The sequence below is a fragment of the Agromyces hippuratus genome (assembly GCF_013410355.1).
GTDB lineage: Bacteria > Actinomycetota > Actinomycetes > Actinomycetales > Microbacteriaceae > Agromyces > Agromyces hippuratus.
This window is the reverse complement of the sequence record NZ_JACCFI010000001.1, coordinates 3,294,431-3,321,429: the sequence shown is the minus strand read 5'-3', so window position 1 is coordinate 3,321,429 and position 26,999 is coordinate 3,294,431. Positions and strand designations below refer to the sequence as shown.

At 69.6% G+C, this 26,999-nt stretch carries 22 protein-coding genes; 3 read left to right on the top strand and 19 right to left on the bottom strand.

Going from position 1 to position 26,999, the window contains the following annotated elements; translation table 11 throughout:
• The 18 genes from BJY17_RS15500 to BJY17_RS15415 form a co-directional block, all read right to left on the bottom strand.
• Positions 1-1,032: a LacI family DNA-binding transcriptional regulator gene (locus BJY17_RS15500; RefSeq protein WP_179552158.1), complete on the bottom strand. Its 1,032-nt coding sequence runs from the start codon at positions 1,030-1,032 to the stop codon at positions 1-3.
• A gap of 74 nt (positions 1,033-1,106) precedes the next feature.
• Entirely contained in the window at positions 1,107-2,156 is a 1,050-nt protein-coding gene (gene yjfF / locus BJY17_RS15495; protein WP_179552157.1) for a galactofuranose ABC transporter, permease protein YjfF, read from the bottom strand.
• Positions 2,153-3,199: an ABC transporter permease gene (locus BJY17_RS15490; protein WP_179552156.1), complete on the bottom strand. Its 1,047-nt coding sequence runs from the start codon at positions 3,197-3,199 to the stop codon at positions 2,153-2,155. The genes yjfF and BJY17_RS15490 overlap by 4 nt, the downstream gene beginning before the upstream one ends.
• A complete protein-coding gene (locus BJY17_RS15485) occupies positions 3,196-4,869 on the bottom strand; it encodes a sugar ABC transporter ATP-binding protein (RefSeq protein ID WP_179552155.1) in 1,674 nt (557 codons plus the stop codon). Before BJY17_RS15485 ends, BJY17_RS15490 begins: the two co-directional genes overlap by 4 nt.
• Before the next feature lie 135 nt (positions 4,870-5,004).
• The gene (locus BJY17_RS15480) at positions 5,005-5,991 is read right to left on the bottom strand and encodes an ABC transporter substrate-binding protein (protein WP_179552154.1); all 987 of its coding nucleotides are present in this window, start codon (positions 5,989-5,991) and stop codon (positions 5,005-5,007) included.
• A gap of 370 nt (positions 5,992-6,361) precedes the next feature.
• Positions 6,362-7,453 (bottom strand): LacI family DNA-binding transcriptional regulator, encoded by a 1,092-nt coding sequence (locus BJY17_RS15475; RefSeq protein ID WP_179552153.1) that lies wholly within the window; start codon positions 7,451-7,453, stop codon positions 6,362-6,364.
• A 12-nt stretch (positions 7,454-7,465) separates the two neighbouring features.
• Positions 7,466-8,989: an L-arabinose isomerase gene (araA, locus tag BJY17_RS15470; protein ID WP_179552152.1), complete on the bottom strand. Its 1,524-nt coding sequence runs from the start codon at positions 8,987-8,989 to the stop codon at positions 7,466-7,468.
• 45 nt (positions 8,990-9,034) lie between these two features.
• A complete protein-coding gene (locus BJY17_RS15465) occupies positions 9,035-10,651 on the bottom strand; it encodes a xylulokinase (protein WP_179552151.1) in 1,617 nt (538 codons plus the stop codon).
• Positions 10,648-11,352, bottom strand: a complete 705-nt coding sequence (locus tag BJY17_RS15460) for an L-ribulose-5-phosphate 4-epimerase (protein WP_179552150.1) — start codon at positions 11,350-11,352, stop codon at positions 10,648-10,650. The genes BJY17_RS15465 and BJY17_RS15460 overlap by 4 nt, the downstream gene beginning before the upstream one ends.
• A gap of 169 nt (positions 11,353-11,521) precedes the next feature.
• The gene (locus BJY17_RS15455; protein WP_179552149.1) at positions 11,522-12,637 is read right to left on the bottom strand and encodes a substrate-binding domain-containing protein; all 1,116 of its coding nucleotides are present in this window, start codon (positions 12,635-12,637) and stop codon (positions 11,522-11,524) included.
• Between the two features lie 77 nt (positions 12,638-12,714).
• Positions 12,715-14,070, bottom strand: coding sequence for a multiple monosaccharide ABC transporter permease (gene mmsB / locus BJY17_RS15450; RefSeq protein ID WP_179552148.1), 1,356 nt, complete (start codon positions 14,068-14,070; stop codon positions 12,715-12,717).
• Positions 14,067-15,608, bottom strand: coding sequence for a multiple monosaccharide ABC transporter ATP-binding protein (gene mmsA, locus BJY17_RS15445; protein ID WP_179552147.1), 1,542 nt, complete (start codon positions 15,606-15,608; stop codon positions 14,067-14,069). Before mmsA ends, mmsB begins: the two co-directional genes overlap by 4 nt.
• 171 nt (positions 15,609-15,779) lie before the next feature.
• A complete protein-coding gene (locus BJY17_RS15440) occupies positions 15,780-16,877 on the bottom strand; it encodes a LacI family DNA-binding transcriptional regulator (protein ID WP_179552146.1) in 1,098 nt (365 codons plus the stop codon).
• A gap of 70 nt (positions 16,878-16,947) precedes the next feature.
• Positions 16,948-18,426, bottom strand: coding sequence for an MFS transporter (locus tag BJY17_RS15435; protein ID WP_322789870.1), 1,479 nt, complete (start codon positions 18,424-18,426; stop codon positions 16,948-16,950).
• An 88-nt stretch (positions 18,427-18,514) separates the two neighbouring features.
• Positions 18,515-19,864: a phytase gene (locus tag BJY17_RS15430; RefSeq protein WP_179552145.1), complete on the bottom strand. Its 1,350-nt coding sequence runs from the start codon at positions 19,862-19,864 to the stop codon at positions 18,515-18,517.
• A gap of 84 nt (positions 19,865-19,948) precedes the next feature.
• Positions 19,949-20,779, bottom strand: coding sequence for an aldo/keto reductase (locus BJY17_RS15425; protein WP_179552144.1), 831 nt, complete (start codon positions 20,777-20,779; stop codon positions 19,949-19,951).
• Positions 20,780-20,856: 77 nt separating this feature from the next.
• Positions 20,857-21,783: a cyclase family protein gene (locus BJY17_RS15420; protein WP_179552143.1), complete on the bottom strand. Its 927-nt coding sequence runs from the start codon at positions 21,781-21,783 to the stop codon at positions 20,857-20,859.
• The gene (locus tag BJY17_RS15415) at positions 21,780-23,186 is read right to left on the bottom strand and encodes an APC family permease (RefSeq protein WP_322789869.1); all 1,407 of its coding nucleotides are present in this window, start codon (positions 23,184-23,186) and stop codon (positions 21,780-21,782) included. Before BJY17_RS15415 ends, BJY17_RS15420 begins: the two co-directional genes overlap by 4 nt.
• 150 nt (positions 23,187-23,336) lie before the next feature.
• Between BJY17_RS15415 and BJY17_RS15410 the strand changes: the two genes are divergently transcribed.
• From BJY17_RS15410 to BJY17_RS15400, 3 genes are read left to right on the top strand one after another with little or no spacing between them, the layout of a single operon-like run.
• Positions 23,337-24,278 (top strand): hypothetical protein, encoded by a 942-nt coding sequence (locus BJY17_RS15410; protein ID WP_179552141.1) that lies wholly within the window; start codon positions 23,337-23,339, stop codon positions 24,276-24,278.
• Between the two features lie 15 nt (positions 24,279-24,293).
• A complete protein-coding gene (locus tag BJY17_RS15405) occupies positions 24,294-25,466 on the top strand; it encodes a sensor histidine kinase (RefSeq protein WP_246304068.1) in 1,173 nt (390 codons plus the stop codon).
• Positions 25,463-26,113, top strand: a complete 651-nt coding sequence (locus BJY17_RS15400) for a response regulator (RefSeq protein ID WP_179552139.1) — start codon at positions 25,463-25,465, stop codon at positions 26,111-26,113. Before BJY17_RS15405 ends, BJY17_RS15400 begins: the two co-directional genes overlap by 4 nt.
• Positions 26,114-26,119: 6 nt before the next feature.
• Here the strand turns inward: BJY17_RS15400 and BJY17_RS15395 are convergent, their stop codons facing one another.
• A complete protein-coding gene (locus BJY17_RS15395) occupies positions 26,120-26,911 on the bottom strand; it encodes a slipin family protein (RefSeq protein WP_179552138.1) in 792 nt (263 codons plus the stop codon).
• Positions 26,912-26,999 lie beyond the last annotated feature (88 nt).

Genomic DNA, 26,999 nt, shown 5'->3' with positions numbered 1-26,999 from the left:
CTACGCGGCCGGCGGCCCGTCGACGGCCCGCGTCGATGCGCGCACCACGAGCGTCGGCGCCCGCACGGGCAGGTCTTCGGCCTCCTCGTCGCCGAGCACCGTGAGCACCGCGGCGACGGCATCGCGACCGAGCAGCGCGAAGTCCTGCCGCACGGTCGTCAACGGCGGCGCGAGGTGCTCGGCCTCGGGGATGTCGTCGAAACCGACGATGCTGACGTCACCCGGAACCGAGCGCCCCTCGACGGTGAGCGCGTGGATGAGGCCGAGCGCCATCTGGTCGTTGCCGACGAACACCGCGGTGAAGTCGGGGTCGGATGCCGCGAGCTCGCGCCCGAGGCGATACCCGCTCCCCGGCGACCAGTCGCCCACGAGCGGTTCTCGGGCGACGAGCGAATGGGCGGCGAGCACGTCGCGCCAGCCGCGGGCACGCTCCGCGGCGTCCATCGAGTCCTCGGGTCCGGCGAGGTGGCGGATCTCGCGGTGGCCCGACTCGACGAGGTGCGAGACAGCCCGCCGCGCGCCCTCGAACTGGTCGAGCGACACCCGGTGCGCGAGCCCCGAGCCCTGCGACGCGACGGCGACGAGCGGCACGCCGAGCTCGATGCCCTGCACCGCGTCGACGGCCGTTCGGTGCGCCGCGATGAGCACGATGGCCTCGACGTTCTGGCGCACGAGCATCTCGGCGGCTGACCGCAGCGACGCGGCATCCGTCTCGAGCAGGCTCGCCATGATGACCGCGTACCGGGCATCGCGCGCCGCCTGGTTGAAGTGCAGCGCCGTCGCGGACGGACCGAAGTCGGGGGCACCGGTCGTGATCAGCCCGAGGGTGCGCGAGCGTCGCGTGACGAGCGCGCGCGCCGCTTGCGACGGCACGTAGCGCAGCTGCTTGATCGCCTTCTCGACGCGGTCGCGCGTGGCGGGCCGCACGTTCGGCAGCTCGTTGAGCACGCGTGACACCGTCTGGTGCGATACGCCGGCGAGGCGGGCCACGTCGAAGATGGTGGCCGCGCGCGCCTTGTCGTCTTCACTCACCGGTTCCGTCGGCTCCTGCCCGGCGCTTCCGCGCGCTCTCTGTGCTGCACATCATTATCCGAGACGGCAGCCCGCTATCGCCGCCGCGACGTGAGCACCTTCTGCAGGATGATGAAGACGAGCAGCAGGGCGCCGATGAAGATCTTGGTCCACCACGACGACAGGGTGCCCTCGAACGTGATGATCGTCTGGATGACGCCGAGCACGAGCACGCCGAGCACCGAGCCGAGCACGAACCCGTAGCCGCCCGTGAGGAGGGTACCGCCGATCACGACGGCGGCGATGGCGTCGAGCTCGGTGCCGATCGCGGTGAGCGGATACCCCGACAGCGTGTAGAAGGTGAAGAGCACGCCGGCCATGCCCGAGCAGAACCCGCTGATCACGTAGACGAGCACCTTGGTTCGCGCCACGGGCAACCCCATGAGCAGGCCGCTCTGCTCGCCGCCGCCGATCGCGTACACGGTGCGGCCGAACCGCGTCGCGTGCAGGACCCAGACGGCGATCGCCACGACGACCACTGCGATGATGACGCTCGGGGTGATCGAGAGGTTGCCGCCCAGCGGGATGCGCGCGACGGCCAGTTGCACGAACGTCGGGTCGGTGATCGAGATGGAGCTCTGGCTGATCACGTAGCAGAGCCCGCGGGCCAGGAACATGGCGGCCAGCGTGGCGATGAACGGCTGCACCTTGAAGACATGGATCATGAGCCCGACGAGCAGGCCCAGGATGCTCGTGAGCACGAGGATGAGCGGGATCACCGCTGCGGGCGACCACCCCGTCTGCAGCAGGCTCGCGGCGATCATGCCGCTGAGGGCCACGACCGCACCCACCGAGAGGTCGATGCCGCCCGTGAGGATCACGAACGTCATGCCGACTGCGAGCACGATCAGGTAGGAGTTGTCGACGAGCAGGTTGAGGAAGACCTGTCCCGAGAAGAAGCCGCGGTAGCGCAGGCCGCCCGCGATGAAGATGACGACGAAGAGCACGGCCGTCACGGTGACCGGCCCGTACTTCGGGCTGGTCAGCAGGTTCCGGATGCGTCGCGCCAGACCCGCTCGCGGGGCCGTGCCGTTCGGGTCTCCGGTGCGGAGGGGACGCTCGGGTGCGTCGAGGAGCTTCGTCATGACGCCGCCACCCCCGTGCCTGCGCGCATGGCCAGTCTTCGTCGGAAGTCGCCCAACGCCTCGTTCGTGGTCGGCGACTGGAGCAGGCACACGATCGTCACGACCGCCGCCTTGAACACCATCGTCGCGATCGGCGGGATGCCGACCGTATACACGGTCGTCACGAGCGTCTGGATCACGAGGGCGCCGACGAGGGTGCCGACGAGCGAGTAGCGACCGCCGGCGAGGGAGGTGCCGCCGATCACGACCGCGAGGATCGCGTCGAGCTCGATGAACAGGCCCGTGTTGTTGGCGTCGGCCGCAGCCGTGTTCGCCGTGAGGATGAGGCCCGCGATCGCGGCGCACAAGGCGCTGAACGTGTAGACGACGAAGAGCAGCCCGCGCGCACGCACCCCGGCCTGGCGGCTCGCCTCGGGGTTGATGCCGACCGATTCGATGAACATGCCGAGCGCGGTGCGCCGGGTGACGAGCGCCGCGATGCCGAAGACGACGGCCGCGATGATCACCGCGATGGGGATGCCGAACCAGAACCCCGAGCCCAACGCCTTGAACGGCGGACTGTTCACCGTGATGATCTGCCCCTCGGTGATGAGCATCGCGACGCCCCGACCGGCGGTCATGAGGATGAGCGTGGCGATGATCGGCTGGATGCCGAGCACCGCGACGAGGAACCCGTTCCACATGCCGAGCACGAGCGAGATGATCAGCGCGACCGTCACGGCGACGGCGACGGTCGCCGGGCTCGCGGGTTCGGGCGAGCCGAGGATGATCGAGCAGGCGACCGCACCTGAGATGGCGGCGACGGCGCCGACCGAGAGGTCGATGCCCCGCGTCGCGATCACGAGCGTCATGCCGACGGCGATGATCAGCGTCGGCGCGCCGTTGCGGAGGATGTCGATCAGGCTGCCGAACAGGTGGCCGTCGCGCAGCGTCACCGCGAAGAATCCGGGGAACGCGATCAGGTTGATCGTGAAGAGCACGAGCAGCATCACGATCGGCCAGAACAGCCGGCTCGCGACGAGCCTGGCGAGCAGTGCGCTCATCGGGGATCTCCTGTGGGGTCGGTGGGGTTCGGGTCGGCATCGGATGCCGCAGGGTCATGGGGTCGGTCGGCGCTGGGCACGGCGGGCACGGCGATCGGCACGCCGCCCGCGGCATCCGGAACCTCGTCGTCGCTCGACCCCTCGGCGATGAGCGCGAGGAGCGAGTCGACGGTGAGCCCGTCGTTCTCGAGATCGGCCACGACGTGGCGGTCCCTCAGCACGACGATGCGGTGGCTGAGGCGCAGCACCTCTTCGAGCTCGGCCGAGATGAAGAGCACGCTCATGCCGTTCTCGGCGAGGTTGAAGACGAGCTTCTGGATCTCGGCCTTGGCCCCGATGTCGATGCCGCGCGTCGGCTCGTCGAGGATGAGGAGCCGGGGTGCGATGGCGAGCCACCGTGCGAGGAGCACCTTCTGCTGGTTGCCGCCCGAGAGGTTGCGTACGAGGGCGTCGGGGTTGCCCGGGCGGATGTTGAGCGCCTGGATGTAGCTCTGCGTGAGCTCGTCGCGCCGCTTCGCGGGGATGGGCCGGAACCACCCGCGGTCGGCCTGCAGCGCGAGCACGATGTTGTCGCGCACCGTGAGGTCGCCGACGACGCCCTCGTCGCGGCGGTTCTCGGACGAGTAGGCGATGCGGTTCGAGATCGCCTGCCGCGGCGTGCGGAGCTTCGTGACCTTGCCGCGGATCGCGAGTTCGCCCTGGTCGGCGCGGTCGATGCCGCCGAGCAGCCGGGCGAGCTCGGTGCGGCCGGAGCCGAGCAGGCCCGCGAGGCCCACGACCTCGCCGGCTGCGATGGGAAGGTCGGCCGGGTTGATCGCCCCGCGGCGCCCGAGGCCCTCGGCGTTCACGAAGATCGCGGCATCGGACTCGTCGACGACCGCCGAGCGCGCACGCTGCTCGAGGTCGTCGAGGGTCGTCAGCTCCTTGCCGATCATCTTCTGCACCAGGTCGATGCGCAGCAGTTCCTCGACGAGGTACTCCCCCACGAGGGACCCGTTGCGCAGCACGGTGAGGCGGTCGCAGATCTCGTAGACCTGGTCGAGGAAGTGCGAGACGAACAGGATCGCGACGCCCTGCTCCTTGAGCGAGCGGATGACGCGGAACAGCTCGGCCACCTCGTCGGCGTCGAGGCTCGACGTGGGCTCGTCGAGGATGAGCACCTTCGCCTGCACGTCGATCGCACGCGCGATCGCCACGAGCTGCTGCACCGCGAGCGAGTGGTCGCCGAGGAGCGAATTCGGGTCGAGGTCGAGGTTGAGGCCCGCGAGCAGCGCGGCGGCACGGCGGCGCATCGCCCGCCAGTCGATCGAGCCGAACCGACGCGGCTCACGCCCGAGCATGATGTTCTCGGCCACCGACAGGTTGGGGAGGAGGTTGACCTCCTGGTACACCGTGGAGATGCCCGACGCCTGCGCCTGGGCGGGGCCGCTGAACGAGACCTGCTCGCCCGCGAGGGTGATGGTGCCAGCGTCGATGCCGTAGACGCCCGTGAGGGCCTTGATGAGCGTGGACTTGCCCGCGCCGTTCTCGCCCATGAGCGAGTGCACCTCGCCGGGGAACATGCGGAAGTCGACGCCGTCGAGCGCCTTCACGCCCGGGAAGGTGATCGAGATGCCCTGCATCTCGATGACGGGCGCGGCGACGGATGCCTGGGTCACGAGTCTCTCCATCGAGGTTGTGGCGGCGTCCGCTCGGTGCGGCGCCGTGGGTCGAGCGTAGGGGCACGGCGGGTGTGCGGCAGGGAAGCCGGGCACACCCGCCGAGCCGCGAGCGAGCGGATGCCGCGGCATCCGCTCGCTCGGAACTCAGTACTGACGGTCGGGCAGCGCCTCGATGGCCTGCTCCTGGTCGAACGTCGTCTCCTCGGTGATGATGCGCGGCTCCACCGTGCCGCCGTCGTTGAGGGTCGTGATGATCTCGACGAGCTGGTTGCCGAGCAGCGGCGAGCACTCCACGATGAAGTTGATCTTGCCGTCGGCGAGCGCCTGCATGCCGTCCTTCACTGCGTCGACCGTGACGATCTTGATGTCCTCACCGGGCACGAGGCCGGCGGCCTCGATCGCCTCGATCGCGCCGAGGCCCATGTCGTCGTTGTGCGCGTACACGAGGTCGATGTCGGGGTTGGACTTCAGCATCGCCTCCATGACCTGCTTGCCACCCGCGCGGGTGAAGTCGCCGGTCTGGCTCTCCACGACCTCGAGGTTCGGGTTCTGGCGGATCACGTCGGCGAAGCCCTCTGCGCGGTCGATCGCCGGTGCGGCGCCCGTCGTGCCCTCGAGCTGCACGATGTTGACCTTCTCGGTGCTGTCCTTGTACTGGTCGAGCACCCAGAGGCCGGCCTTCTTGCCCTCCTCGATGAAGTCGGATCCGAGGAACGAGACGTAGAGCGACGTGTCCTCGCTGTCGACGGCGCGGTCGGTGAGGACCACGGGGATGCCCGCGGCCTTGGCCTCGTTCAGCACCGCGTCCCAGCCGGTCTCGACGACGGGCGAGAACGCGATGTAGTCGACACCCTGCTGGATGTACGACCGGATCGCCTTGATCTGGTTCTCCTGCTTCTGCTGCGCATCGGAGAACTTGAGTTCGATGCCGGCTTCTTCGAACGACGCCTGGATGTCCTTGGTGTTGGCGGTGCGCCAGCCCGATTCGGCGCCGACCTGCGCGAAGCCGACGACGAGTTCGTCGAGCGCCTTGGGGCCCTCGGCCGCGCCGGTGCCGCCGTCGCCGCCCGCGCAACCGGCGAGTACGAGAGCGAGGGATGCCGCTGCGGCGATGCCGATCAGCTTCTTCATCGTGAACCTCCTTGTTCAGTGATCCGGCCGGATGTGCTGCGAGCTCCTGGTGCCGGCCGGCCAGGTCGTTCTGGCCGTGGTGAGATGTTAGCGCTCACTTGTGAGCGCTCACAAGTGGCGGGTTCATAACGTATTGATTACGGCGTCGGCCAAGCACCAGTTGATCCGCGCACCCGCGCTCCGAACGCAGCACCGCTCGGTTGTGAGCGCTCATATCTGAGCATCCCGCCCGGTCGGGACCACTCGTCTCGCACCGGACGCATGCCATCCACCGTCCCGTGCGACACGAGTGGTCCCGTGTGCCAGAGGCACGGCGCGGCCAGAGGCACGGCGCGGCCGGAGGCACGGCGCGGCGCGGGCGAGGCGGACGTCAGCGGCGCGCCCGCGGCGCCGTGCTCGCCCGCACGACGAGCTCCGGCACGCGTGCCGTGCGGTCCACGGCATCCGCCCCGCCCCGGAGCACCTCGAGCAGGGTCGCGACGACGTCACGTCCGAGGGCGTCGAAGTCCTGACGCACGGTGGTGAGCGGCGGCGCGAAGTGCGCGGCTTCTGGCACGTCGTCGAACCCGATGACGCTCACGTCGTCGGGCACGCGAACGCCTGCCTCCCGATAGGCGTGCAGCAGGCCGATCGACATCTGGTCGTTGGCGCTGAAGACGGCGGTCGCCTCGCGATCGCCGGCGAGGCGGAGGCCCGCAGCGTAGCCGGATGCCGCGAGCCAGTCGCCCTCGATCGGCTCGGGCGTCGCGAGCCCGTGTTCGCGCATGACGTCGGCCCACCCGCGACGTCGCTCGGCGGCATCCATCGACTCGGCCGGTCCGGCGAGATGCCGGATCTCCCGGTGGCCGAGACCGATGAGGTGGCCCGTCGCGAGACGGGCGCCCTCGTACTGGTCCATCGAGACGCGGTGCAACGCGGGTGCGGGTTCCGACGCGACGACGACGAGCGGCACGCCCGCGTCGATGCCGCCGAGCACCGCGACGCCCTCGCGCTCGCCCGAGATGAGCACGATCGCCTCAACTCGCTGCAGCACCAGGCGATGCACCGCCTGGCGCAGCACGTCGGCGTCGAGCGAGCGCATGCTCGCCTGGCTGACGGTGTAGCCGGCCTCGCGGGCGGCCTCGTTGAAACCGAGGGCGGCGTTCGACGGACCGTAGTCGGGCCGACCGGCCTGGATCAGGCCGATGACGCCCGACCGCCGGTTCGCCATCGCGCGCGCCGCGGGAGACGGCGTGTAGTTGAGTTCGGCGATGGCCTGCTCGACGCGGACCTTGGTCGACGCCGCGACCCCGCTCAGATCGTTGAGCACTCGCGACACGGTCTGGTGCGAGACTCCGGCGCGACGCGCGACGTCGAACATCGTCGGCACTCCCGTGCCGGCACCACTGTGCACATCACCGACGGGTGCATCCCCGCCGCGCGCGCTCGTCGCCTCGTCGTCGCGCGATGCGTGCCCGCCCATGTGCCACCCCGATCAGAGACCCTGCGCCAAGCGGTAGTAGGCCTGGTTCCAGCGTACTTCGCGCTGGAACCCGGGCAGCGTCGTCTCGCCGTCGATGACGAGCAGCTCGGCCTTCGCCATCTCGGCGAAGTCGCGGAACACCTCGACCCCGACGGCGGTCGACATGACGGTGTGGTGCGCGGCGCCCGCCGTCAGCCAGGCCGCGGCACTCGTGTGGAAGTCGGGGGCCGGCTTCCACACGGCGCGCCCGACCGGCAGCTTCGGCAGCGGATGCCGCAGCTCGACGTTCTCGACGACGTTGGCCGTGAGGCGGAACCGGTCGCGCATGTCGCTCAGCGCGACGACGACCGCGGGGCCGGGGTCGGCCGTGAAGACGAGACGCACGGGGTCGTCTTTTCCGCCGATGCCGAGCGGGTGGATCTCGAGCGTCGGCTTCGACGTCGTGAGCGACGGCGAGACCTCGAGCATGTGGGCGCCGAGGATGAGCTCGTCGCCGGGCGTCATGTCGTAGGTGTAGTCCTCCATGAGCGAGGCGCCGCCTGGCAGCCCGGCGCCCATGACGTTCGCCACGCGCACGAGGATGGCGGTCTTCCAGTCGCCCTCGGCGCCGAAGCCGTAGCCCTCGGCCATGAGCCGCTGCACGGCGAGGCCGGGCAGCTGCTTCAGCTCGCCGAGGTCTTCGAAGCTCGTGGTGAAGGCACCGAAGCCGCCCTCCTCGAGGAACGAGCGGAGGCCCAGCTCGATCGCCGCACCGTCGCGCAGCGACTGGTGGCGTTCGCCGCCCGCGCGCAGCTCGGGAACGACCTCGTACAGCTCGTCGTACTCGGCGACGAGCGCGTCGACGTCGGCATCGGATGCCGCGGCCACCGCCGCCGCGAGCTCGTTGACGCCCCACGTGTTGACCTGCACGCCGAAGCGCAGCTCGGCCTCGGTCTTGTCGCCCTCGGTCACTGCCACGTAGCGCATGTTGTCACCGAAGCGGGCGAGTCTCAGGCTGCGGGATGCCGCGAGGCCGGCCGCTGCCCTCTGCCACGTGCCGAGCTCGGCCTGCACGCGCGGGTCGCTCGCGTGGCCGACGATCGTCTTGCGCGGCACGCCGAGGCGGGTCTGGATGTACCCGAACTCGCGATCACCGTGCGCGGCCTGATTGAGGTTCATGAAGTCGAAGTCGATCTCGCCCCATGGCAGCTCGACGTTCGCCTGGGTGTGCAGGTGCGCGAGCGGCTTCTGCAGCGCTTCGATGCCCGCGATCCACATCTTCGCGGGACTGAACGTGTGCATCCACGCGACGAGACCGATCACGTGGTCGGCCGCGTTCGCTTCGAGGGCCGTGCGCCGGATCGCGTCGGAGTCGGTGAGCACGGGCTTCCACACGAGCCTCACGGGCACGGCGGATGCCGCAGCGAGCGTCTCCACCACCCGCCGGGACTGCTCGGCGACCTGCGCGAGCGTCTCGGGCCCGTAGAGGTGCTGGCTGCCGGTGAGGAACCAGACCTCGTAGCCGTCGAGCGAGGTGGTCAGGGGGGTGCGGGTCATGCGGATCTCCTTGAAACGAAGGGTGAATGGATCGGGCTGCGCCGGTCAGAGCGCTTCGACGGCAGCGGCCTCTGCTGCCAGGCCGGCCCGATAGCGGTCGAGGAAGACCGCGAAGCCCGCGACGTCGTCGGGCACCGGGTCGACGGTGTCGAACGCGGCGCCGGCGAACACGCGATCCCGCAGGTAGGTGCCGAGATCCTGGTCGCCGGACGCCGACAGGTAGGACGCGAGCACGGCGATGCCCCATGCCCCGCCCTCCGACGCGGTCGCGCCGACGGTGACGGGCGCATCGAGCGCTCCGGCGAGGAAGCGCTGCGCGATGCCCGCGGTTCGGAAGATGCCGCCGTGCGCGTACATCCGGTCGAGTTCGACGCCCTCCCCGGCGAGCACGCTCATGCCGAGCGCCAGGGTGCCGAAGACCCCGTAGAGCTGTGCGCGCATGAAGTTCGCGAGGGTCAGTCGACTGTCGGGCGTGCGCACGATGAGCGGGCGACCTTCCGACAGGCCCGCGATGGGCTCACCCGCGAGGTGGTTGTAGGCGAGCAGGCCGCCCGCATCGGCCTCGCCCTCGAGAGCCGAACGGAAGAGCGCATCGTATGCGGCATCCGTGCCGACCGGTGCTCGGGCCGCGACGGCGAACTCGGAGAACAAGCCGACCCAGGCCGCGAGCTCGCTGGCGCCGTTGTTGCAGTGCACCATCGCGACCGAGTCGCCCGCCGGGGTGGTCACGAGGTCGAGCTCGTGGTGCGCGTGCGCGAGCGGGCGTTCGAGCACGACCATCGCGAAGATCGACGTGCCCGCGCTGACGTTGCCGGTGCGGGGCGCGACCGAGTTCGTGGCGACCATGCCGGTGCCGGCGTCGCCTTCGGGCGGGCAGAACCTGGCGCCCGGCCGCAGCGCGCCCGACGGATCGAGCAGCGCGGCCCCCGCCGTGGTGAGCGTGCCGGCGTCCTCCCCCGCCCGGAGCACCTCTGGCAGCAGCTCGGCGAGGCGGAGTCCGGGCGCGCGATCGGTCACGAGGGCGTCGTACGTGGCGACGAGCCCCGCGTCGTAGTCGCCCGTCGTCGAGCCGATGGGGAACATCCCCGACGCATCGCCGACGCCGAGCACCTTGCGTCCGGTCAGTCGCCAGTGCACATAGCCCGCGAGGGTCGTGACGAACCGGAGGTCGGGAACGTGCGACTCCCCATCGAGGATCGCCTGATGGAGGTGGGCGATCGACCACCGCAGCGGGATGTTGCGGCCGAACCGATAGCTGAGTTCGGCCGCGGCCGGGCCGGTCGAGGTGTTGCGCCACGTGCGGAACGGCACGAGCAGCTCGTCATCCGCGTCGAAGGCGAGGTAACCGTGCATCATCGCCGAGATGCCGACGGCGCCGAACCGCTGCGGCACCACGCCATGACGTCGGCGCGCGTCGGCGACGAGATCGGCGTACGCCGCCTGCAGCCCCGACCACACGTCGGCCAGCGAGTAGGTCCAGACGCGACCCTCGAACCGGTTCTCCCATTCGTGGCCGCCGACGGCGAGCACCTCGGTCGGATCCTCGCCGACGAGGCACGCCTTGATGCGCGTCGAGCCGAACTCGATGCCGAGCGAGGTGCGCCCGTCGAGTATCGCCGTGCGCGCGTCATCCGGATGCCGCGGGCTCGTGGAGTCGGTCATCGCCCGGCCTCCCCGGTCTGCCCGTACACCTTCTGGTACCGGTCGAAGAGCCGGTCGATCGCATCCTGCGGGATCGGCACGAGTGGCCCGGCCTCGCGGGCGTAGTGCACGCTGCGCGCGACGTCCTCGAGCATGACGGCCGCCTTCACCGCGTCCGCGGCATCCGCCCCGATCGTGAACGGCCCGTGGTTGCGCATGAGCACCGCGCGCGAACGGTGGCCCCGGAGGGTCTCCACGATGCCGCGGCCGATCGAGTCGTCGCCGATGACCGCGAACGGGCCGACCGGAACCGGGCCGCCGAACTCGTCGGCCATCGCGGTGACGACGCAGGGGATCTCCTCGCCGCGCGCCGCCCAGGCGACGGCGAAGGTCGAGTGGGTGTGCACGACTCCGCCGACCTCGGGCAGGTTGCGGTACACGTAGGCATGCGCCGCGGTGTCGCTCGAGGGGTGCCGGTCGGAACCTGCCGAACCCGGGACCACCTCGCCGTCGAGCGTGCAGAGGATCATGTTCTCGGGCGCGAGGTCGTCGTAGGCCACGCCCGAGGGCTTGATCACGAACAGCTCGGCGCCGGGCACGCGGCCCGAGACGTTGCCGCCCGTCCAGACGACGAGCCCGTAGCGGGTCAGCTCGGCGTGCAGCCTCGCGACGTCGTCGCGCACGTGCGCGATCGCCGCCTCGATCTCGGGCGCGAATTCCATGTCGACTCCTTCGTCTGCCAGGCATTGTGAGCGCTAACGAAGCCATGTTAGCGCTAACGAAGAGCGAAGCAACCCGTTCGCAGGACAAGGAGCGAAACGTCCGCCCGCCGCCGTGACACGACGAAGGCCCCCGCTCCCGGAGGAGCGAGGGCCGTCGTGCTGCAGGTGACTAGCCCGCTGCGTTCACGATGTCGAGGAGGTTCGGGTTGTTGGCGTACGCCTCAGCCGCGTTCTCCTTCGTCACGATGACCGGGGCGAGCAGGTACGAGGGAACGACCTTCACGCCGTTGTCGTACTGCTCGGTGTCGTTGACGTCGACCTCTTCGCCCTTCTGGAGCTGCTGGATCATCTTGATCGTCTGCTCCACGAGGAGGTTGGTGTCCTTGTTGATGGTCGAGTACTGCTCGCCCGCCATGATCGACTTGACCGACTCGACCTCGGAGTCCTGACCGGTGACGGTCACCTTCGTGATGTCCTTGCCGGCCTGCTTGGTCGAGGTGATGATCGCCCGAGCGAGGTTGTCGTTCGGCGAGAGCACGCCGTCGACGTTCTTGTCGCCGTAGTTCGCGGCGAGCAGCGAGTCCATGCGGCTCTGGGCGTTCTCGGCCTCCCAGCCCTGGGTCGCGGTCTGGGCGATGTCGGTCTGGCCCGAGACGACGACGAGCGTGCCGTCATCGATCTTCGGCTGCAGCACCTTCATGGCGCCGTCGAAGAACACGGCCGAGTTGGCGTCGTCGGGCGAACCCGAGAAGAGCTCGACGTTCCACGGCGCCTCGTGGCCCGAACGCGCGGCGAGACCGTCGAGCAGGGCCTGGCCCTGGAGCTCGCCGACCTTGAAGTTGTCGAACGCGACGTAGTAGTCGACGTTCTCCGTGTTCTCGATCAGGCGGTCGTAGGCGATGATCGTGACCCCGGCGTCGGCGGCCTGCTGCAGCTGCGTGCCGAGCTGCTTGCCGTCCTTCGCACCGATGACGATGACCTTCGCGCCGTTGGTGACCATGGCCGAGATCTGGTTCTGCTGCTCGGCGACGGTATTCGAGGCGGGTGCGTACTGCACGTCGCCCTTGAACCCGGCGTCGGCGAGGCCGTCTTCGAAGAGACCACCGGCCAGCACCCAGTTCTCCGACGTCTTGTCGGGCAGGGCGATGCCGATCGTCGAGTCGGCTGCGAAGCCGGCCGCACCGGTCTCACCGCCGCCCTCTCCGCCGCGGTCGGACGAGCAGCCGGCCAGGGCCAGCGCTGCCACTGCGGCGATCGCGGTGGCCGCAAGAGTGATTTTCTTCATTGATCTTTCACTTTCTCGATGGGAATTGCAGGACTTCTCGGAGGTGACGATTTCGAGCGGATGCCGCTGCTGGCGCATCAGCGCCGGGTGAGGTCCTCGGGCAGCGAGGACACGTTGGCCTGGCCGGTGGGGGCGACGGTCGGCGCCTCGTCGGGGGCCTGCGTCTCGAGGCGCGCCTTGCGGCGACCCGACCAGAGCCCGAGGATCGACGGGCGGCCCTGGCGCTTGCTCCACACGTCGACGCCGACGGCGAGGAGGAGCACGAGGCCCTTGATGATCTGCACCACGTCGGCGCCGGCGCCGATGAGCTGCAGGCCGTTGTTGAGGAAGGCCATCACGAGACCACCGACGATCGAGCCGATGACGGTGCCGATGCCGCCCGAGACCGCAGCGCCACCGATGAAGACGGCCGCGATGGCGTCGAGCTCCCAGCCGTTGCCGTCCTGCGGTCCCGATGCCGTGGCGCGGGCGACGTAGATCATGCCGGCGACGGAGGCGAGCACGGACATGTTCATCATCACGAAGAAGTCGACCCGGCGATCCTTGACGCCCGAGAGCGTCGCCGCGAGGCGGTTGCCGCCGACCGCGTAGATGTGACGGCCGAAGATCGTGTTGCGCGTGATGAACGAGTAGAGGATGACGAGCACCACGAGGATGATGCCCGAGATCGGGAAGCTCGTGCCGGGGCGGCCGGTGGCGAAGAGCCAGGCCGCCCAGAGGATGACGCCTGCGAGCACGATGACCTTGACGACGCTCACCCAGACGGGCGCCGAGTCGGAGCCCATCTTCTTCTGCTGGCGGCGCAGGTGGATCTCGTTCCAGACGATCCAGCCGGCACCGACGAGACCGAGCAGCATCGTCAGCACGTTGAAGTTGAACGGCAGTGCGAGCTCGGGCAGGTACCCGGCGCCGATCATGCCGAACTCCTGCGGCACCGGCGTGGTCGTCGACTGTCCGATGAACTGGTTGCCGCCGCGGAAGATGAGCATGCCGGCGAGGGTCACGATGAACGCGGGCACCCCGATGACCGCGACCCAGAAGCCCTGCCAGGCGCCGATCGCCACGCCGACCGCGATGCCGAGGAGGATCGCGAGCGGCCACGGGAAGTTCCACTCCGCCATCGACTTCGCCACGATGATGCCCGTGAACGCCGCGACCGAGCCGACCGACAGGTCGATGTGGCCCATGATGATGACCATCACCATGCCGATCGCGAGGATCAGGATGTAGGAGTACTGGTTGACGACGTTGATCAGGTTCGTCGGGGAGAGCGTCAGCCCGTTCGTCCAGATCTGGAAGATCACGATGATGACGATGAGGCTGCCGAGGATGCCGAACTGACGGAGGCTGGACTGGCCGCCTCCGAAGATCTTGCGGATGTCGGAGAGCCCGCCCTTCTTCTGGGCGGCCGGGTCCTTCGCCGTGGTGCTCATGCGTTCGCCTTCTTCTTGGCGGAGGTCATGCTGCGCATGAGCGCCTCCGGGTTCGCTTCGGATGCGGGGATGTTGTCGGTGATCTGGCCTTCGAAGACCGTGTAGATGCGGTCGGCGATGCCGAGCAGTTCGGGCAGCTCGCTCGAGATGAGGATCACGCCCTTGCCCTGCGCCGCGAGCGACTGGATGATCGTGTAGATCTCGTACTTGGCGCCGACGTCGATGCCGCGGGTGGGCTCGTCGAGGATGAGCAGGTCGGGATCGGTGAACATCCACTTCGCCAGCACGACCTTCTGCTGGTTGCCGCCCGAGAGCTTGGAGACGCCGGCGTCGACGCTCGGCGTCTTGATGCGCAGCTGCTTGCGGTAGTCCTCCGCGATGCCGAACTCCTGCGAGTCGTCGACCACGCCGCGCTTCGCGATCTTCGAGAGCTTCGCCGAGACGATCGATCGCTTGATCGTGTCGAGCAGGTTCAGCCCGAGCTGCTTGCGGTCTTCGCTGACGTAGGCGAGGCCGTGCTCGATCGCCGACTCGACGTCCTTCAGCACGATCTCCTTGCCGTCCTTCACGATCGTGCCCGAGAGGTACGTGCCGTAGGAGCGCCCGAAGATGCTCATCGCGAGCTCGGTGCGCCCGGCGCCCATGAGCCCCGCGAGTCCCACGATCTCACCGCGCCGCACGTTGAGGCTCGAGCCCTTCACGACGAGGCGCTCGGGCACCTGCGGGTGCTGGATCGTCCAGTCCTTCACCTCGAAGAACACGTCGCCGATGCGCGGGGTGCGGTCGGGGAAGCGGCTCTCGAGGGAGCGGCCGACCATGCCGCGGATGATGCGGTCCTCGTCGACGCCGCCGGCGTGCACGTCGAGGGTCTCGATCGTGTGGCCGTCGCGGATGATCGTGATCTCGTCGGCGACCGCTTCGATCTCGTTGAGCTTGTGCGAGATCATGATCGACGCGATGCCCTTGCCCTTCAGGCCGCGGATCAGGTCGAGCAGGTGCTGCGAGTCGTCTTCGTTGAGGGCGGCCGTCGGCTCGTCGAGGATCAGGAGCTTCACGTCCTTGACGAGCGCCTTCGCGATCTCGACGAGCTGCTGCTTGCCGACGCCGAGGTGCTTGATCTGCGTGTCGGGGTCTTCGTCGAGCCCCACTCGTGCGAGCAGGTCGATGGCCCGCACCTTCGCCGCGCGCCAGTCGATGCGACCGCCGCGGTTGATCTCGTTGCCGAGGAAGATGTTCTCGGTGATCGACAGCTCGGGGATGAGCGCGAGCTCCTGGTGGATGATCGCGATACCGGCGTTCTCGCTCTGGCGGATGTCGCGGAACTGCACCTCCTCGCCCCGGAAGATGATCTGCCCGGTGTAGGTGCCGTGCGGGTAGACCCCGGAGAGCACCTTCATGAGGGTCGACTTGCCGGCGCCGTTCTCGCCGCAGATCGCGTGGATCTCGGCGGGCATCACCGTCAGCGAGACCTCCGACAGCGCCTTCACGCCGGGGAACTCCTTGGTGATGGAGCGCATCTCGAGAATCGGCTGCGGCATCATCGGGTGCCTCCCGACCTGCGGGGGTCCGCAAGGGGTGTCGTCGGCGACTGGTTCACGTGCGACCTCGATGTCATTCGTTCGGGGGCGGTACCTGTGTGCGGTCTCGTGTGACCGTTCACATCGAGACCAATGGTGCATCCGAGTTGCGGCGCTGTCAAGCCGAGTCAGTCACGCTTGCATAACGGGTCGACGGCCGGATGCCTTCGCCGACGAGCCGCGGACGACGAGCCGCGGCACGATCTCCTCGACTTCGAGCACCTCGCGCCCGTGCACCTGGTTCAGGAGCAGGGCCACCGCGCGGCGCCCGACCTCGCGGAAGTCCTGGTGCACCGTCGTGAGCGGCGGCCACACATGCTGGGCCACGGGGATGTCGTCGAACCCGACCACGCTGATGTCGCCCGGCACGTCGAGGCCGGCGTCGCGGAACGCGTGCATGAGGCCGATCGCCATCTGGTCGTTCGCTGCGAACACGGCGGTGAAGTCGCGGGTGCGACTGAGCTCGCGGCCCGCGAAGTACCCGAAGTCGGCGCTCCAGTCGCCGAGGATCGGCGGGTGCAGCGTGAGGTCGGCATCGTAGATCGCATCGAGGAATCCGCGCATGCGCGCCTCGGCCTCGATCCAGTCCTGCGGGCCGGCCAGGTGCACGATCTCGCGGTGCCCGAGACTCACGAGGTGCTGCGTGGCGCGGCGCGCACCCGTCACCTGGTCCACGGAGAGGGCGAGGTGGTCGCTCCGCCCGGTGGACTGCAGGCTCACGAACGGCACGCCGATGGGCGCCGCGGCGAGCACGTCGAAGACCCGCACCTGCGGGGCGATGACGACGAGCCCTTCGATCGCCTGGAGCATGAGGTGCTCGAGGGCGTCGGTGATGGCCTCCGGCGTCACGCTGGCGAGATTCGCGGTGTTGACGTAGTACCCGTGCTCCCGCGCGGCGTCCTCGATCGCGGCGATGCTCGTCGCAGGGCCGTACTCGGAGCTGCGCGCCGCCAGTACGCCGATGGTGTGCGAACGGCTCGTCACCAGCGCTCGTGCCGCCCGGTTCGGCCGGTACTGCAGCGTCTCCATGGCGAGGAGGACGCGCTCCTTGGTCTCGGGCCGGATGCTCGGATGGTCGTTCAGCACCCGCGAGACGGTCTGGTGCGACACCTCGGCCAGGCGCGCGACATCACGGATGCTGGGCGCCCGCCCTTTGGGAGTCTCAGGATTCACTGCCAACCCGTTCACCCCGATGTGCACGTTCACATCAGCGGCGCTTCCATTATGCATGCGGACGTCGTTTCGCGCGCCATCGAGATGTGTGACAGTCACATGGCGGGGTCGGCGCACGCCGCCGGGCTCAGCTCGTGCCCGATGACGCGCCGAGCGGTCGCACCCGACCGGCCAGCAGCACGGCGACCAAAGCGATCGCGACCGTCACGGCGAAGTCCGCGGCGAACATGCCGGAGCCGAGCGCGCTCGAGACGAGCGCCGTGATCGCGAGCGCGATCGCCGCGCCGAGCGACTCGGAGATCGTCAGCGCCGCGCTGTTGAAGCCCTGTGCCGAGACGGGCGAGAGGGCGAGCACCGCGACCGAGAACCGCGGGTACATGAAGCCCATGGCACCGCCCGCGAGCGTCCACGCCGTGAACGCGATCGCCGGCGCCAGCGTGAACAGGGCGACGACGAACACGATCGCGAGGGAGATCGCGAGCAGGATCGTGCCGATCACGACGGCCTGCGTGTTCGACACCCGGGTGAGCCGCCCCTGCAGCCACGACGCGACCGCCCACGAGACGCCCGCGCCGGTGAGCACCGCGCCGGCGAGGCTCGGCGAGAACTCGTAGCGCTCGATGAAGAGGTACGGCAGGTAGATCTCGCTGCCGAAGAACGCGCCCGCCACGATGAGCTTCAAGAGCACGGTCGCCGGCATGCCGCGCGCCGCGCGCAGGGTGCCCTGCGGCAGCAGCGGGCGAGCCGCCCACGCGGCGAGCGCGATCGCGGCGATCGCGACGACCCAGCGCCACGGGTCGCCGAGCTCCTTCGCGAGCGAGACGCCGAGCGCCGCGGCCGCCACGAGCACCGACCAGCCCACGCGGCTGATGCTCCACTGCACCGACGGGTCGCCCTGCACCTGACTGCGCACCCGCAGCACGGGCGGCAGCATCATCGCGGCGGCGGGCACGACGAGCACGATGACGCCGAGGAAGACCCAGTGCCAGCTGAACGTCTCGGCGACGACGCCGGCGAGCGCCGGGCCGATGATCGACGGGATCACCCAGGCCGCGGCGAAGCCGGCGAACACCCGGGCGCGGAGCTCCGACGGGTAGACCCGTCCGACGATCACGTAGAGGGGCACGATGACCGCGGCACCCGAGAGGCCGTGCACGAACCGGCCGACGATGAACACCTCCATGTTCACCGCGGTGCCGGCGATCACGAGCCCGACGACGAACAGTGCGGCCGAGACGAGGAGCGACGGGATCGGCCCCGAGCGGTCGGTCCAGTTGCCCGCGATGACCATGCCGATGATGCCGGCGGCGAGCGGCACGGCGAAGGCGAGCGCGAAGAGCGACTCGCCGTCGAGCTGCTCGGCCACGAGCGGCATGATCGTGGTGACGGCCATCGCCTCGAACGCGGCGAGGAAGATGAGCGAGAACATGCCGATCGACAGCCAGCGGTACGGCTTCGAGAGCGGCCCCGATGCGGGCACCGGCGCGGCCGGCGCGACCGGCGCCACCGGTGCAGCGGATGCCTCGGCGCCCGCCGCGGTCGCGGTGCTCGTCGCCTCGGGGTCGGTCGCGGGCGGCGCGGGGGTCTCAGCGGTGGGTTCGGTCACCCTGTCGAGCCTACGACTTCAAGCGCGCTTGAGCTCAAGCGGATGCCCCGGGTGGCGAAGCCGCCGCCCGGGGCATCCGTGCAGTCGACTACCGGAAGCGCGGATCGTTGCCCGCCGAGGTGCTCACCTTCAGGTGCAGTGCCTCGGCGACGTCGTCCCAGTCCACGTACGAGAAGTTCGTCGCGTCGCGGTCGCCGTCGACGCCCTCGCCGGTCTCGGGCTCGTCGTGCGTCACGAGCAGTCCGTCACGATAGTCGCCGACGACGCGGTTGGTGACGGCGAGCCCGTCGGAGCCGTTGATCTCATCGGCACCGTCGGCACCGTCGACGGTGAACGTGCCGACGAGGCGGTTGCGTCCCTGCCGCTCGTACACGGCGAACGTGTCGTCGCCCTGGCTCGAGACGATCAGGTACCCGGTCGCGCCGGGGCCGTAGTAGAGGTCGACGCCCTCGGCGTCGGCCTCGAGCACTGAGCCTCCGAAGCCGCCGTCGTCGGAGTCGACGACTGCGCATTCCTCGGTCTCGGGGTCGTACGCGTCGTGGACGCCGAAGTCCTTCACCCGGTCGATGAGCCGCGGCTCGGCCGCTCCGAAGGGGAGCTGCAGACGCCACAGGCCGACGTCCTCCTGGGCCGCGTACAGCACGCCGGTGCGCTGGTCGACGGTCAGACCCTCGAGGTGCGGTTCGATGCCGGCCTCGAGGCATGGCGTCCAGGTGGTGCCGTCGGGCAGCGGGAACGAAGCCGGCATGTCGGTCGTGGCGACATCGGCGTACCCGAGCGCACCGTCGATCTCGACGATGCGGGCGGTCGCGAGGGTCGTGGCGCCCTCCTGCGTGACCACGGCGTACGCCTCGTCGCCGGCGGTGGGCTGCCACACGGCGAGGCCGTAGGCGGTGTGCCCCTCGTCGACCGTCGCCCGGTCGGCGCTGAAGAGGAACGGCTGCTCGGTCGCGGTGACCTCGACGAGCGGGGTCTCCGCCTCCGTGCCGGCGGGGTCGATCGTGAAGAAGCGCAACTGATCGTTGTACCGATCGGTGACGACGGCGACGTCGACGAGTTCGCCGTCGAGTTCGATTCCGTAGGCGATGTCGACGTTGTTGTACCGGCCCTCGGCGCCGTCGGCGCGCGGCGCGACCGTGGCGGGCAGCGACTGCAGTTCGTCGGACTCGAGGTCGTAGACGCGCAGACCGCCCTCCTTCGCCGTGACGATCACGATCGATTCGTCGGTGTCGTCGGGGTGCACCCAGATCGCCGGGTCGTCGCCGACGGCGTTGCCGCCCGCCTCATCGTCGTAGAGCACGGGCGTCTCGTTGTCGGTCGTGACGACGGCCGGCGCGTCACCGGCGCGGTGCGGTGCGGCGGCCCACGCGGCGGGCGCGGCGGCGAGGAGCAGGGCGGCGACGGATGCCGTTGCGGCACCCTTCAGCAGTGGGGTCATGCGATGAGACTCGCGGATGCCGCGAAACTCCGGCTGGACGCCAGGTGAACTCCGCCCGACGACGACAACCCGAGGTGTCGCGGCTCAGAACTCCTCGTGCGTGTCGGGGTCGCCGCCCCAGATGCGGCCGCGCGACAACGCGGAGATGGCGTCGACCTCTTCGGTCGTGAGCGTGAACCCGAAGACGTCGAGGTTCTCACGGCGGCGCGCGGCATCCGACGACTTCGGGATCGGCACCGCCTCGAGCTCGATGTGCCAGCGCAGCACCGCCTGCGCCGGAGTGACGCCGTGGGCCGCGGCGACCTCGGCGATGACCGGCTCCTGCAGCAGCTCGGTGCGCTTGGCGAGCGGACTCCAGCTCATGGTGCGGATGTCGTGCTCGTCGTGGAACGCGCGCAGCTCCTCCTGCGGGAAGTAGGGGTGCAGTTCGACCTGGTTCACGACCGGCACGATGCCCGTGCTGTCGATCAGCCGGGTCAGCATCTCGGCCGTGAAGTTCGAGACGCCGATCGACCGCACGAGCCCCTTCTCGCGCAGGGAGATCATCGCCCGCCAGCTGTCGAGGTACTTGCCGAGGCGCGGCAGCGGCCAATGGATGAGGTACAGGTCGACCCAGTCGAGGTCGAGCCGCATGCGCGACTGCTCGAAGCTCGCGATCGTCTCGTCGAAGCCGTGGTGCTTGCCCGGCAGCTTCGTCGCGATCACGAGGTCGCTGCGATCGACGTCGGTGCGGCGGATCGCCTCGCCCACGGCCTCTTCGTTGCCGTAGTTGAAGGCAGTGTCGATAAGCCGGTAGCCGTCGGCGATGCCCGCGGTGATCGCGTCGATGCCCGCCTGGTCGTCGAGCCCGTACGTGCCGAGTCCGATCGCGGGAATCGTGTTGCCGTCGCGGAGTGCGTACGCGGGTGCGATCATCTCTCCATCCTCACGCACGCGGGCGTCGGATGCCAGATACGACGCCCCGTGGATTCCGGCGGTGCGTCCGCCTCCCGTCAGCCGGCGTCCGGCACCTCGGCGAACGCGCGCACCGGGAAGGTGCCGAACCCGGCGACCCGCGGTGGCACGGCCGTGAAGCGGGCACCGCGCACCGGCACCTCGTCGAGCGCGGTGAGGTGCTCGACGACGTGGATGCCCGCTGCGAGCAGGATCGAGTGCGCGGGCCGCTCGCCCGCCGACTCGGCGTCGTCGATGTTGAGCGAGTCGATGCCGACGATCGCGACGCCGGCGTCGGCGAGGTGCTGCGCGCCCGCCTCGGTGAGGAACGGGGCGCCGTGCAGGTATTCGGGCTGCCCGAAATGCCGGCTCCAGCCCGTGTGCAGCAGCACCGCCGTGCCCGCGAGCTCGCGATCGAAGAAGACCTCTGCGGGAATGCCGCGCTCCGCGGCATCCGTCAATCGGAAGACCTCGGCCGGGATGCCGACGAGCGTCTCGAGCGACAGGCTCGCGAGGTCACCGCCGTCGGCGTAGCGGTGGAACGGGCTGTCGAGGTAGGTGCCCGTGTTGCCCGCCATCGCGATGATGTCGATCTCGAACTCGGTGCCCGGCGCGTAGTGCTCGCGCGAGGCCTCGCGCGTGAGGTGCGGCGTGATCACCGGCGCCGGGATGCCCGGGTAGGTCACGAGCCCCTCGCTGATCACATGGCTGAGGTCGACGAGTCGCCCGCGCTGCGTGCTGCCGGAAGCAGCGGATGCCTCGGCGCCGACGCCCCGCGAGCCCTTGTGCGGCTCCTCGACGATCTCGAGGTTCGAGAGCTCGACGGTGCCGACGAGCGCGAGCCCGAGGTGGCGCACGAGCAGCTCGCCGATCTGCGTCTCGGTGAGGTGCTGCGACGGCAGGTCGAGCCGGAACGCCTCGGCGCGCAGGCCTCCCCCGTTGACGAAGGCGATGTCGGCGTCGAAGTGGGCGCGGTACTCGGTCATTCGGTCTCCTGTGCGACGGGCTGGGCCGGGTGGGCGGCGGGTGCGGACTCGGCAGCGATCGGTTCACCACGGCGGCGGGCACGCACCCGGCGCACCACCGTCACGAGCACCGCGGCGGCGGCGAGCACGAGCGGCACGAGCAGGTTCGCCCAGGCCAGCACGAGGAGTCCCATGGTCATGACCGTCGCGACGACCGCGAGCCACCACCCGAACGACCAGCGCTTCAGCAGCAGGGTCGCGGCGAGCATGCCCACGGCGTAGATCGCGACCATGTTGCTCGTGTGGATCAGGATGAACCCCGTGAGATCGAGGTCGTTCAGCAGCATGAGGCCGAAGTAGGCGACGATGAGCACCCCGGTGAGGGCGAGCGCGCGACGCGGCACCTCGCCGTCGGCGGCGCCCTTGGCGAAGAACCTGGGCAGGTCGCCGTCGCGCCCGAGTGCGGCGCCGAGCTTGCCGAACGCCGGCATGTAGGCGTTCATCACGCCGAGCGTGACGATCGCCGCGACGATCGCGACGAGCACGGGGCCGATGCCGGGCGCGGTCGTCTCGACGAGGTCGAGCAGCGGCACCTGGCCGTCGCCCGCCCGGTCGCCGAGCACCGCGACGGTGACGAACTGCAGGGCGAGGTAACCGGCGCCGACCACGACGACGGCGATGCCGGTCGCGAACGGGATGATCTTGCGCGGATTCCTGAACTCCCCGGCGATGTGGGTGCCGACCTCCCAGCCGGCGAAGGCCCAGACGAAGAGGCTGATGGCGACGCCGACGCCGCCCCAGCCGTTCGGCAGGAACGGCGTGAAGTTGGATGCTTCGGCGGCTGGGAACGTGACCGCGACCACGCCGACGACCACGGCGATCAAGAGACCGGTGAGCACGAACTGCACCCAGCCCGCGACCCGCACACCGAACCAGTTGACGATGAACGGGGGCACGAAGACCGCGAAGCCGATGATCGGCACCGCCGATCGATCGATGCCGAGCACCGCGACCACGTACTCGCCGCCGAGCACGGCGAGCACCGGGGCGCCGATGCAGACGCCGAAGTAGAACCAGTACCCGGCCATGCGGGCGGCGGTGTCGCCGAGCGCACGGCGCGCGTAGCTCGCGACGCCGCCCGCATCGGGGTAACGCGAGGCGAGCGCGGCGAAGGTGCCGGCGAGCGGGATCGACAGCACGAGCACCACGGCGACCGCGACGACCGAGGCCGGGCCGGCGGCCGAGGCGGCGAGGCCGGGCAGCACGAGGATGCCGGTGCCGAGTACGCTCGCGATATAGAGCGCCGTGCCCTGCACGAGCCCGAGGCTGCCGCGGTGCGGCTCGGAAGCGGTCGCCGCGGTGCCGGATGCCGGGTGCAGGGCAGGTGCCGCGCCGGCTGCCACGGCGGTCTGGTTCGAAGTCACTCGCTCATTCTGGAGCATCTCACCGTCATGCACCGCTGGCAGTATTGACACACTTCGTCGAAATACTGCCAGCGACTCAGCTACCGAGGTCGCACGTCGCCGCGACCGTCGGTGGATGTGCGCCGGGTCGGCATCGGCTGGGCTGGACGCATGATCACGAAACGCACTCGAACGGCAGGCCCGACCCTCATCGCCGCCACGATCGGCGCGGCAGCAATCGCCGCCCTCACCGCCGCCGCATCCCTCGCGATCGGCCCCACCGACGATTACGCGCGGATCTTTCCGCCTCGTTGGCTCGCCCTGATCGCCGTGACCCTGGTACTCGCGTCGCTGCTCATTGCGCGGATGACGAGCTCGACGCGCGGAACGCGTGCGGCGGGCGTGCTCGGCTGGGCCGCAGCGGTGTTCTTCTTCGGCGCATCCGGAGGGGCCGTCCTCGACGGGTTCCGTGCGTTCTTCTGGGCCACGGGCATCCCCTCCGGTGACTTCGCGACCGTCGACTGGCCTGGCGCGACCGCACGGGCCGCGAGCCTCCTCGCCGCACTCGTCACCGTCGCCTGGGGATGGCGACTCCGCGCCGGTCATGCCCGCGACGCCGGCGCCGCGGCATCCGCTCGCACACGAATCGCGGTGGCGTGGTGCGCCGTCGCCTTCGCCGTTCCGTATCCGCTGCTGAAACTGGTGTGGTGGGTACAGGATCGCTCGAGCTCTTCGGTCGACCTCACCGCCGGCTTCCCGGTGATGGAACTCCTCTCCTTCGGCGCAGCGCTCGTGCTCGTGCTGCTCCTGACCTCGTCACGGCGCGTGCCCCTCCCGGCATGGCTGCTCGTCGCCGGCGGCTTGTGCGCGTCGATGGCACTGCTCAGCATGGGGTTCCTCATGGTGTTCGGGCTGCTGGCGCAGGTGACCGGAGTCGCGGCGGGTTCCGTCGTGTTCGCAAGCGATGGGGCGACCCTGATGGTGCTGGGCGTCTACGGCACGTGGCTCGCGCTCGGAGTGGTGATGCTCACCGCGACACTCGGATTCATCGATGCTCGCGGTTCGACTCGCGATGCCGAGCACGCTCGCGCCCAAGCGAGCATCGCCGCATAGGTTGGAGGTGTGACCATGACACCGACGCACCACGACGCACTCATCGCCGCCGTTGCCGCGATGGTGCTGCTGCCGCCGACGGCGCTGGTCTCGTTCACGTCGATCCCGGCCCCGGGCGCGTGGGTCGTGGTTGTGCTCGCGATCGTCGGGCATGCCGCGCTGTTGTGGCGGAGCTCGCACCCGTCGGCTGCGCTGCTCGTGATCGCGGGGTGCGTCGGCGGCGAGGCCGTCGTCACGGGCCTGTTCTTCGTCCTGCCGTCGTCGCTCGTGTTCGTGATCGCGGTCTACGCCGCGACCGCGTACGGAACACGCTGGATGCCGCTCGTGATCGGGCTCGTCGGGTCGGTCGCTGCGGCGGGCCGCTACGCCGCAGACCCGAACGTCGTCGACTCCGGATTCGGGCCGTCGCCGTGGCTGCTCTTCGTGCTCTTCACCGCGGTCGTGCTGTGCGCATGGACGATGGGTCTCCTTCGACGGTCCCAGCTGCTGGCGACAGAGCTCGCCGAGCAGCGGGCCGAGAGCGAACGCCGCGAGCGCACACAGCGCGAGGCGCTCGCTGCGTTCGAGGAGCGCGCCCGCATCTCGCGCGACATGCATGACGTGCTCGCCCACTCCCTTGCGGTGATCGTCGGCCAGTCACGGGTCGCCAGGTTCGACGAGGCGCGAGCGACCTCGGCGCTCACCGTGATCGAAGACACCGCACGCGATTCGCTGCACGAGATCAGGGTGCTGCTCCGAGGCATCCGCGATGACGAAGCTTCGCCCGATGCGCGGCCGCTCCCGCAACCGACCCTCGCCGAACTCCCCGAGCTGATCGAGCGGGCGCGTTCGCTCGGTTTCGTCATCGCGCATTCGACGGAGGGTACGGCGACTCCGATCGGGGCGGCCGCGCAAGTTGCGATCTACCGCGTCGTGCAGGAGGCGCTCACCAACGTCGCCAAGCACGCGCACCCCGGCGCGATCGTCGACCTCTTGATGAGGTGGGACGACGATCGGCTGTCCGTGATCATCACGAACGACCGGGCGCGCGTGCGAGGTGGCGCCGAGACGATCGAGCCCGGACTCGGGCTGCTGGGCATGGGCGAACGACTGCGTGCGGTCGGCGGAAGCCTCACGACCGTCGACGCGGGTGACGGCAGCTTCACGGTGACCGCCACGGTGCCGACGCGGGCGGAGCCCACCGCATGATCCGCGTACTCGTCGTCGACGACCAGGACCTCGTGCGAGCCGGCATCGTCGCGAGCGTTGATGCCCAGGCCGACCTCGAAGTCGTCGGCGAGGCCGCGACGGGTGCCGAGTCCGTGCACGCGACGGCGCGACTCTCCCCCGACGTCGTGCTGATGGACATCAGGATGCCGCAGCTCGACGGCGTCGACGCGACCCGCGAGATCCTCGAACACCACGCCGACACACGGGTGCTCGTGCTCACGACGTTCGATGCCGACGAGTACGTCTTCGGGGCGCTGCGCGCCGGGGCATCCGGGTTCCTGTTGAAGGACGCCTCGGTCGAGGAACTGGCCGCGGCGATCCGAGCGGTACACCGCGGCGATGCAGTGCTCGCCCCATCGACGACGAGCCGGTTCGTCGAGCTGATGCTTCCCGGGATGCCCGATCCCGGTCGGCGCGCGGCCGCCGAGGCGAGCCTGACCGAGCGCGAACTCGAGATCGTGCGGCTCGTGACGCAAGGCCTCGGCAACGCCGAGATCGCTCGAACCGTCCACCTCGCCGAGGCGACGGTGAAGACGCACATCGGTCGGGTGCTCACCAAGCTCTCGCTCCGCGACCGGGTGCAGATCGTCATCTGGGCCTACCGGAACGGCATCGCGCCCGTCTAGCCACGCCTAGTGTCCGCGCACCTGGGCGACCGCCGCCTCCCGATCGATGAAGTTCGTGAGCTCGCCGATCGAGGCCATGAGCGGCGCCGGGAAGAGGACGACCGTGTTCTTGTCGACCCCGACCTCGACGAGCGTCTGCAGGGTGCGCAGCTGCAGGGCGAGCGGATGCGACATCATCGTGTCGCTCGCGACGCCGAGCTGCACGGCCGCGAGCGACTCGCCCTCGGCGGCGATGATCTTCGCCCGCTTCTCGCGCTCGGCCTCCGCCTGCTTCGCCATGGCGCGCTTCATCGAGTCGGGCAGCAGGATGTCCTTCAACTCGACGAGCGTGACCTCGACGCCCCAGTCGAGCGTCGTGACATCCAGGATCTCGCGGATGTTGGCGTTGAGCGCAGCGGTGTCGGCGAGCGTCTCATCGAGGTGGTGCTGACCGACGACGCGTCGGAGCGTGGTCTGCGCGATCTGCTCGATCGCGGCCTTCACGTTCTCGATCGCGATCACCGACTTCACCGCGTCGGCCACCCGGTAGTAGGCCACGGCCGACACCCCGACGGTGACGTTGTCCTTCGTGATGATGCCCTGCGACTGGATCGGCAGCGTGACGATGCGCAGCGACACCTTGGTCATCACGTCGACGATCGGGATGATGAACCGGATGCCCGGTTCGCGCACGCTGTGCAGTCGGCCGAAACGCAGCACCACGCCGCGCTCGTACTGCTTCACGATCTTCACCGACATGAAGAAGAGGACGATCGCGAGGATGCCGACGATGACCAAGGTGATCCAGAGCCAGACCATGAGAGCTCATCTCCCGAAGCGCCGGAGTCGTGCCGTGCGCCTGCTCCCATTCTCCCACTCCAGCGGGCGCGCACACCCTCCGTCAGGC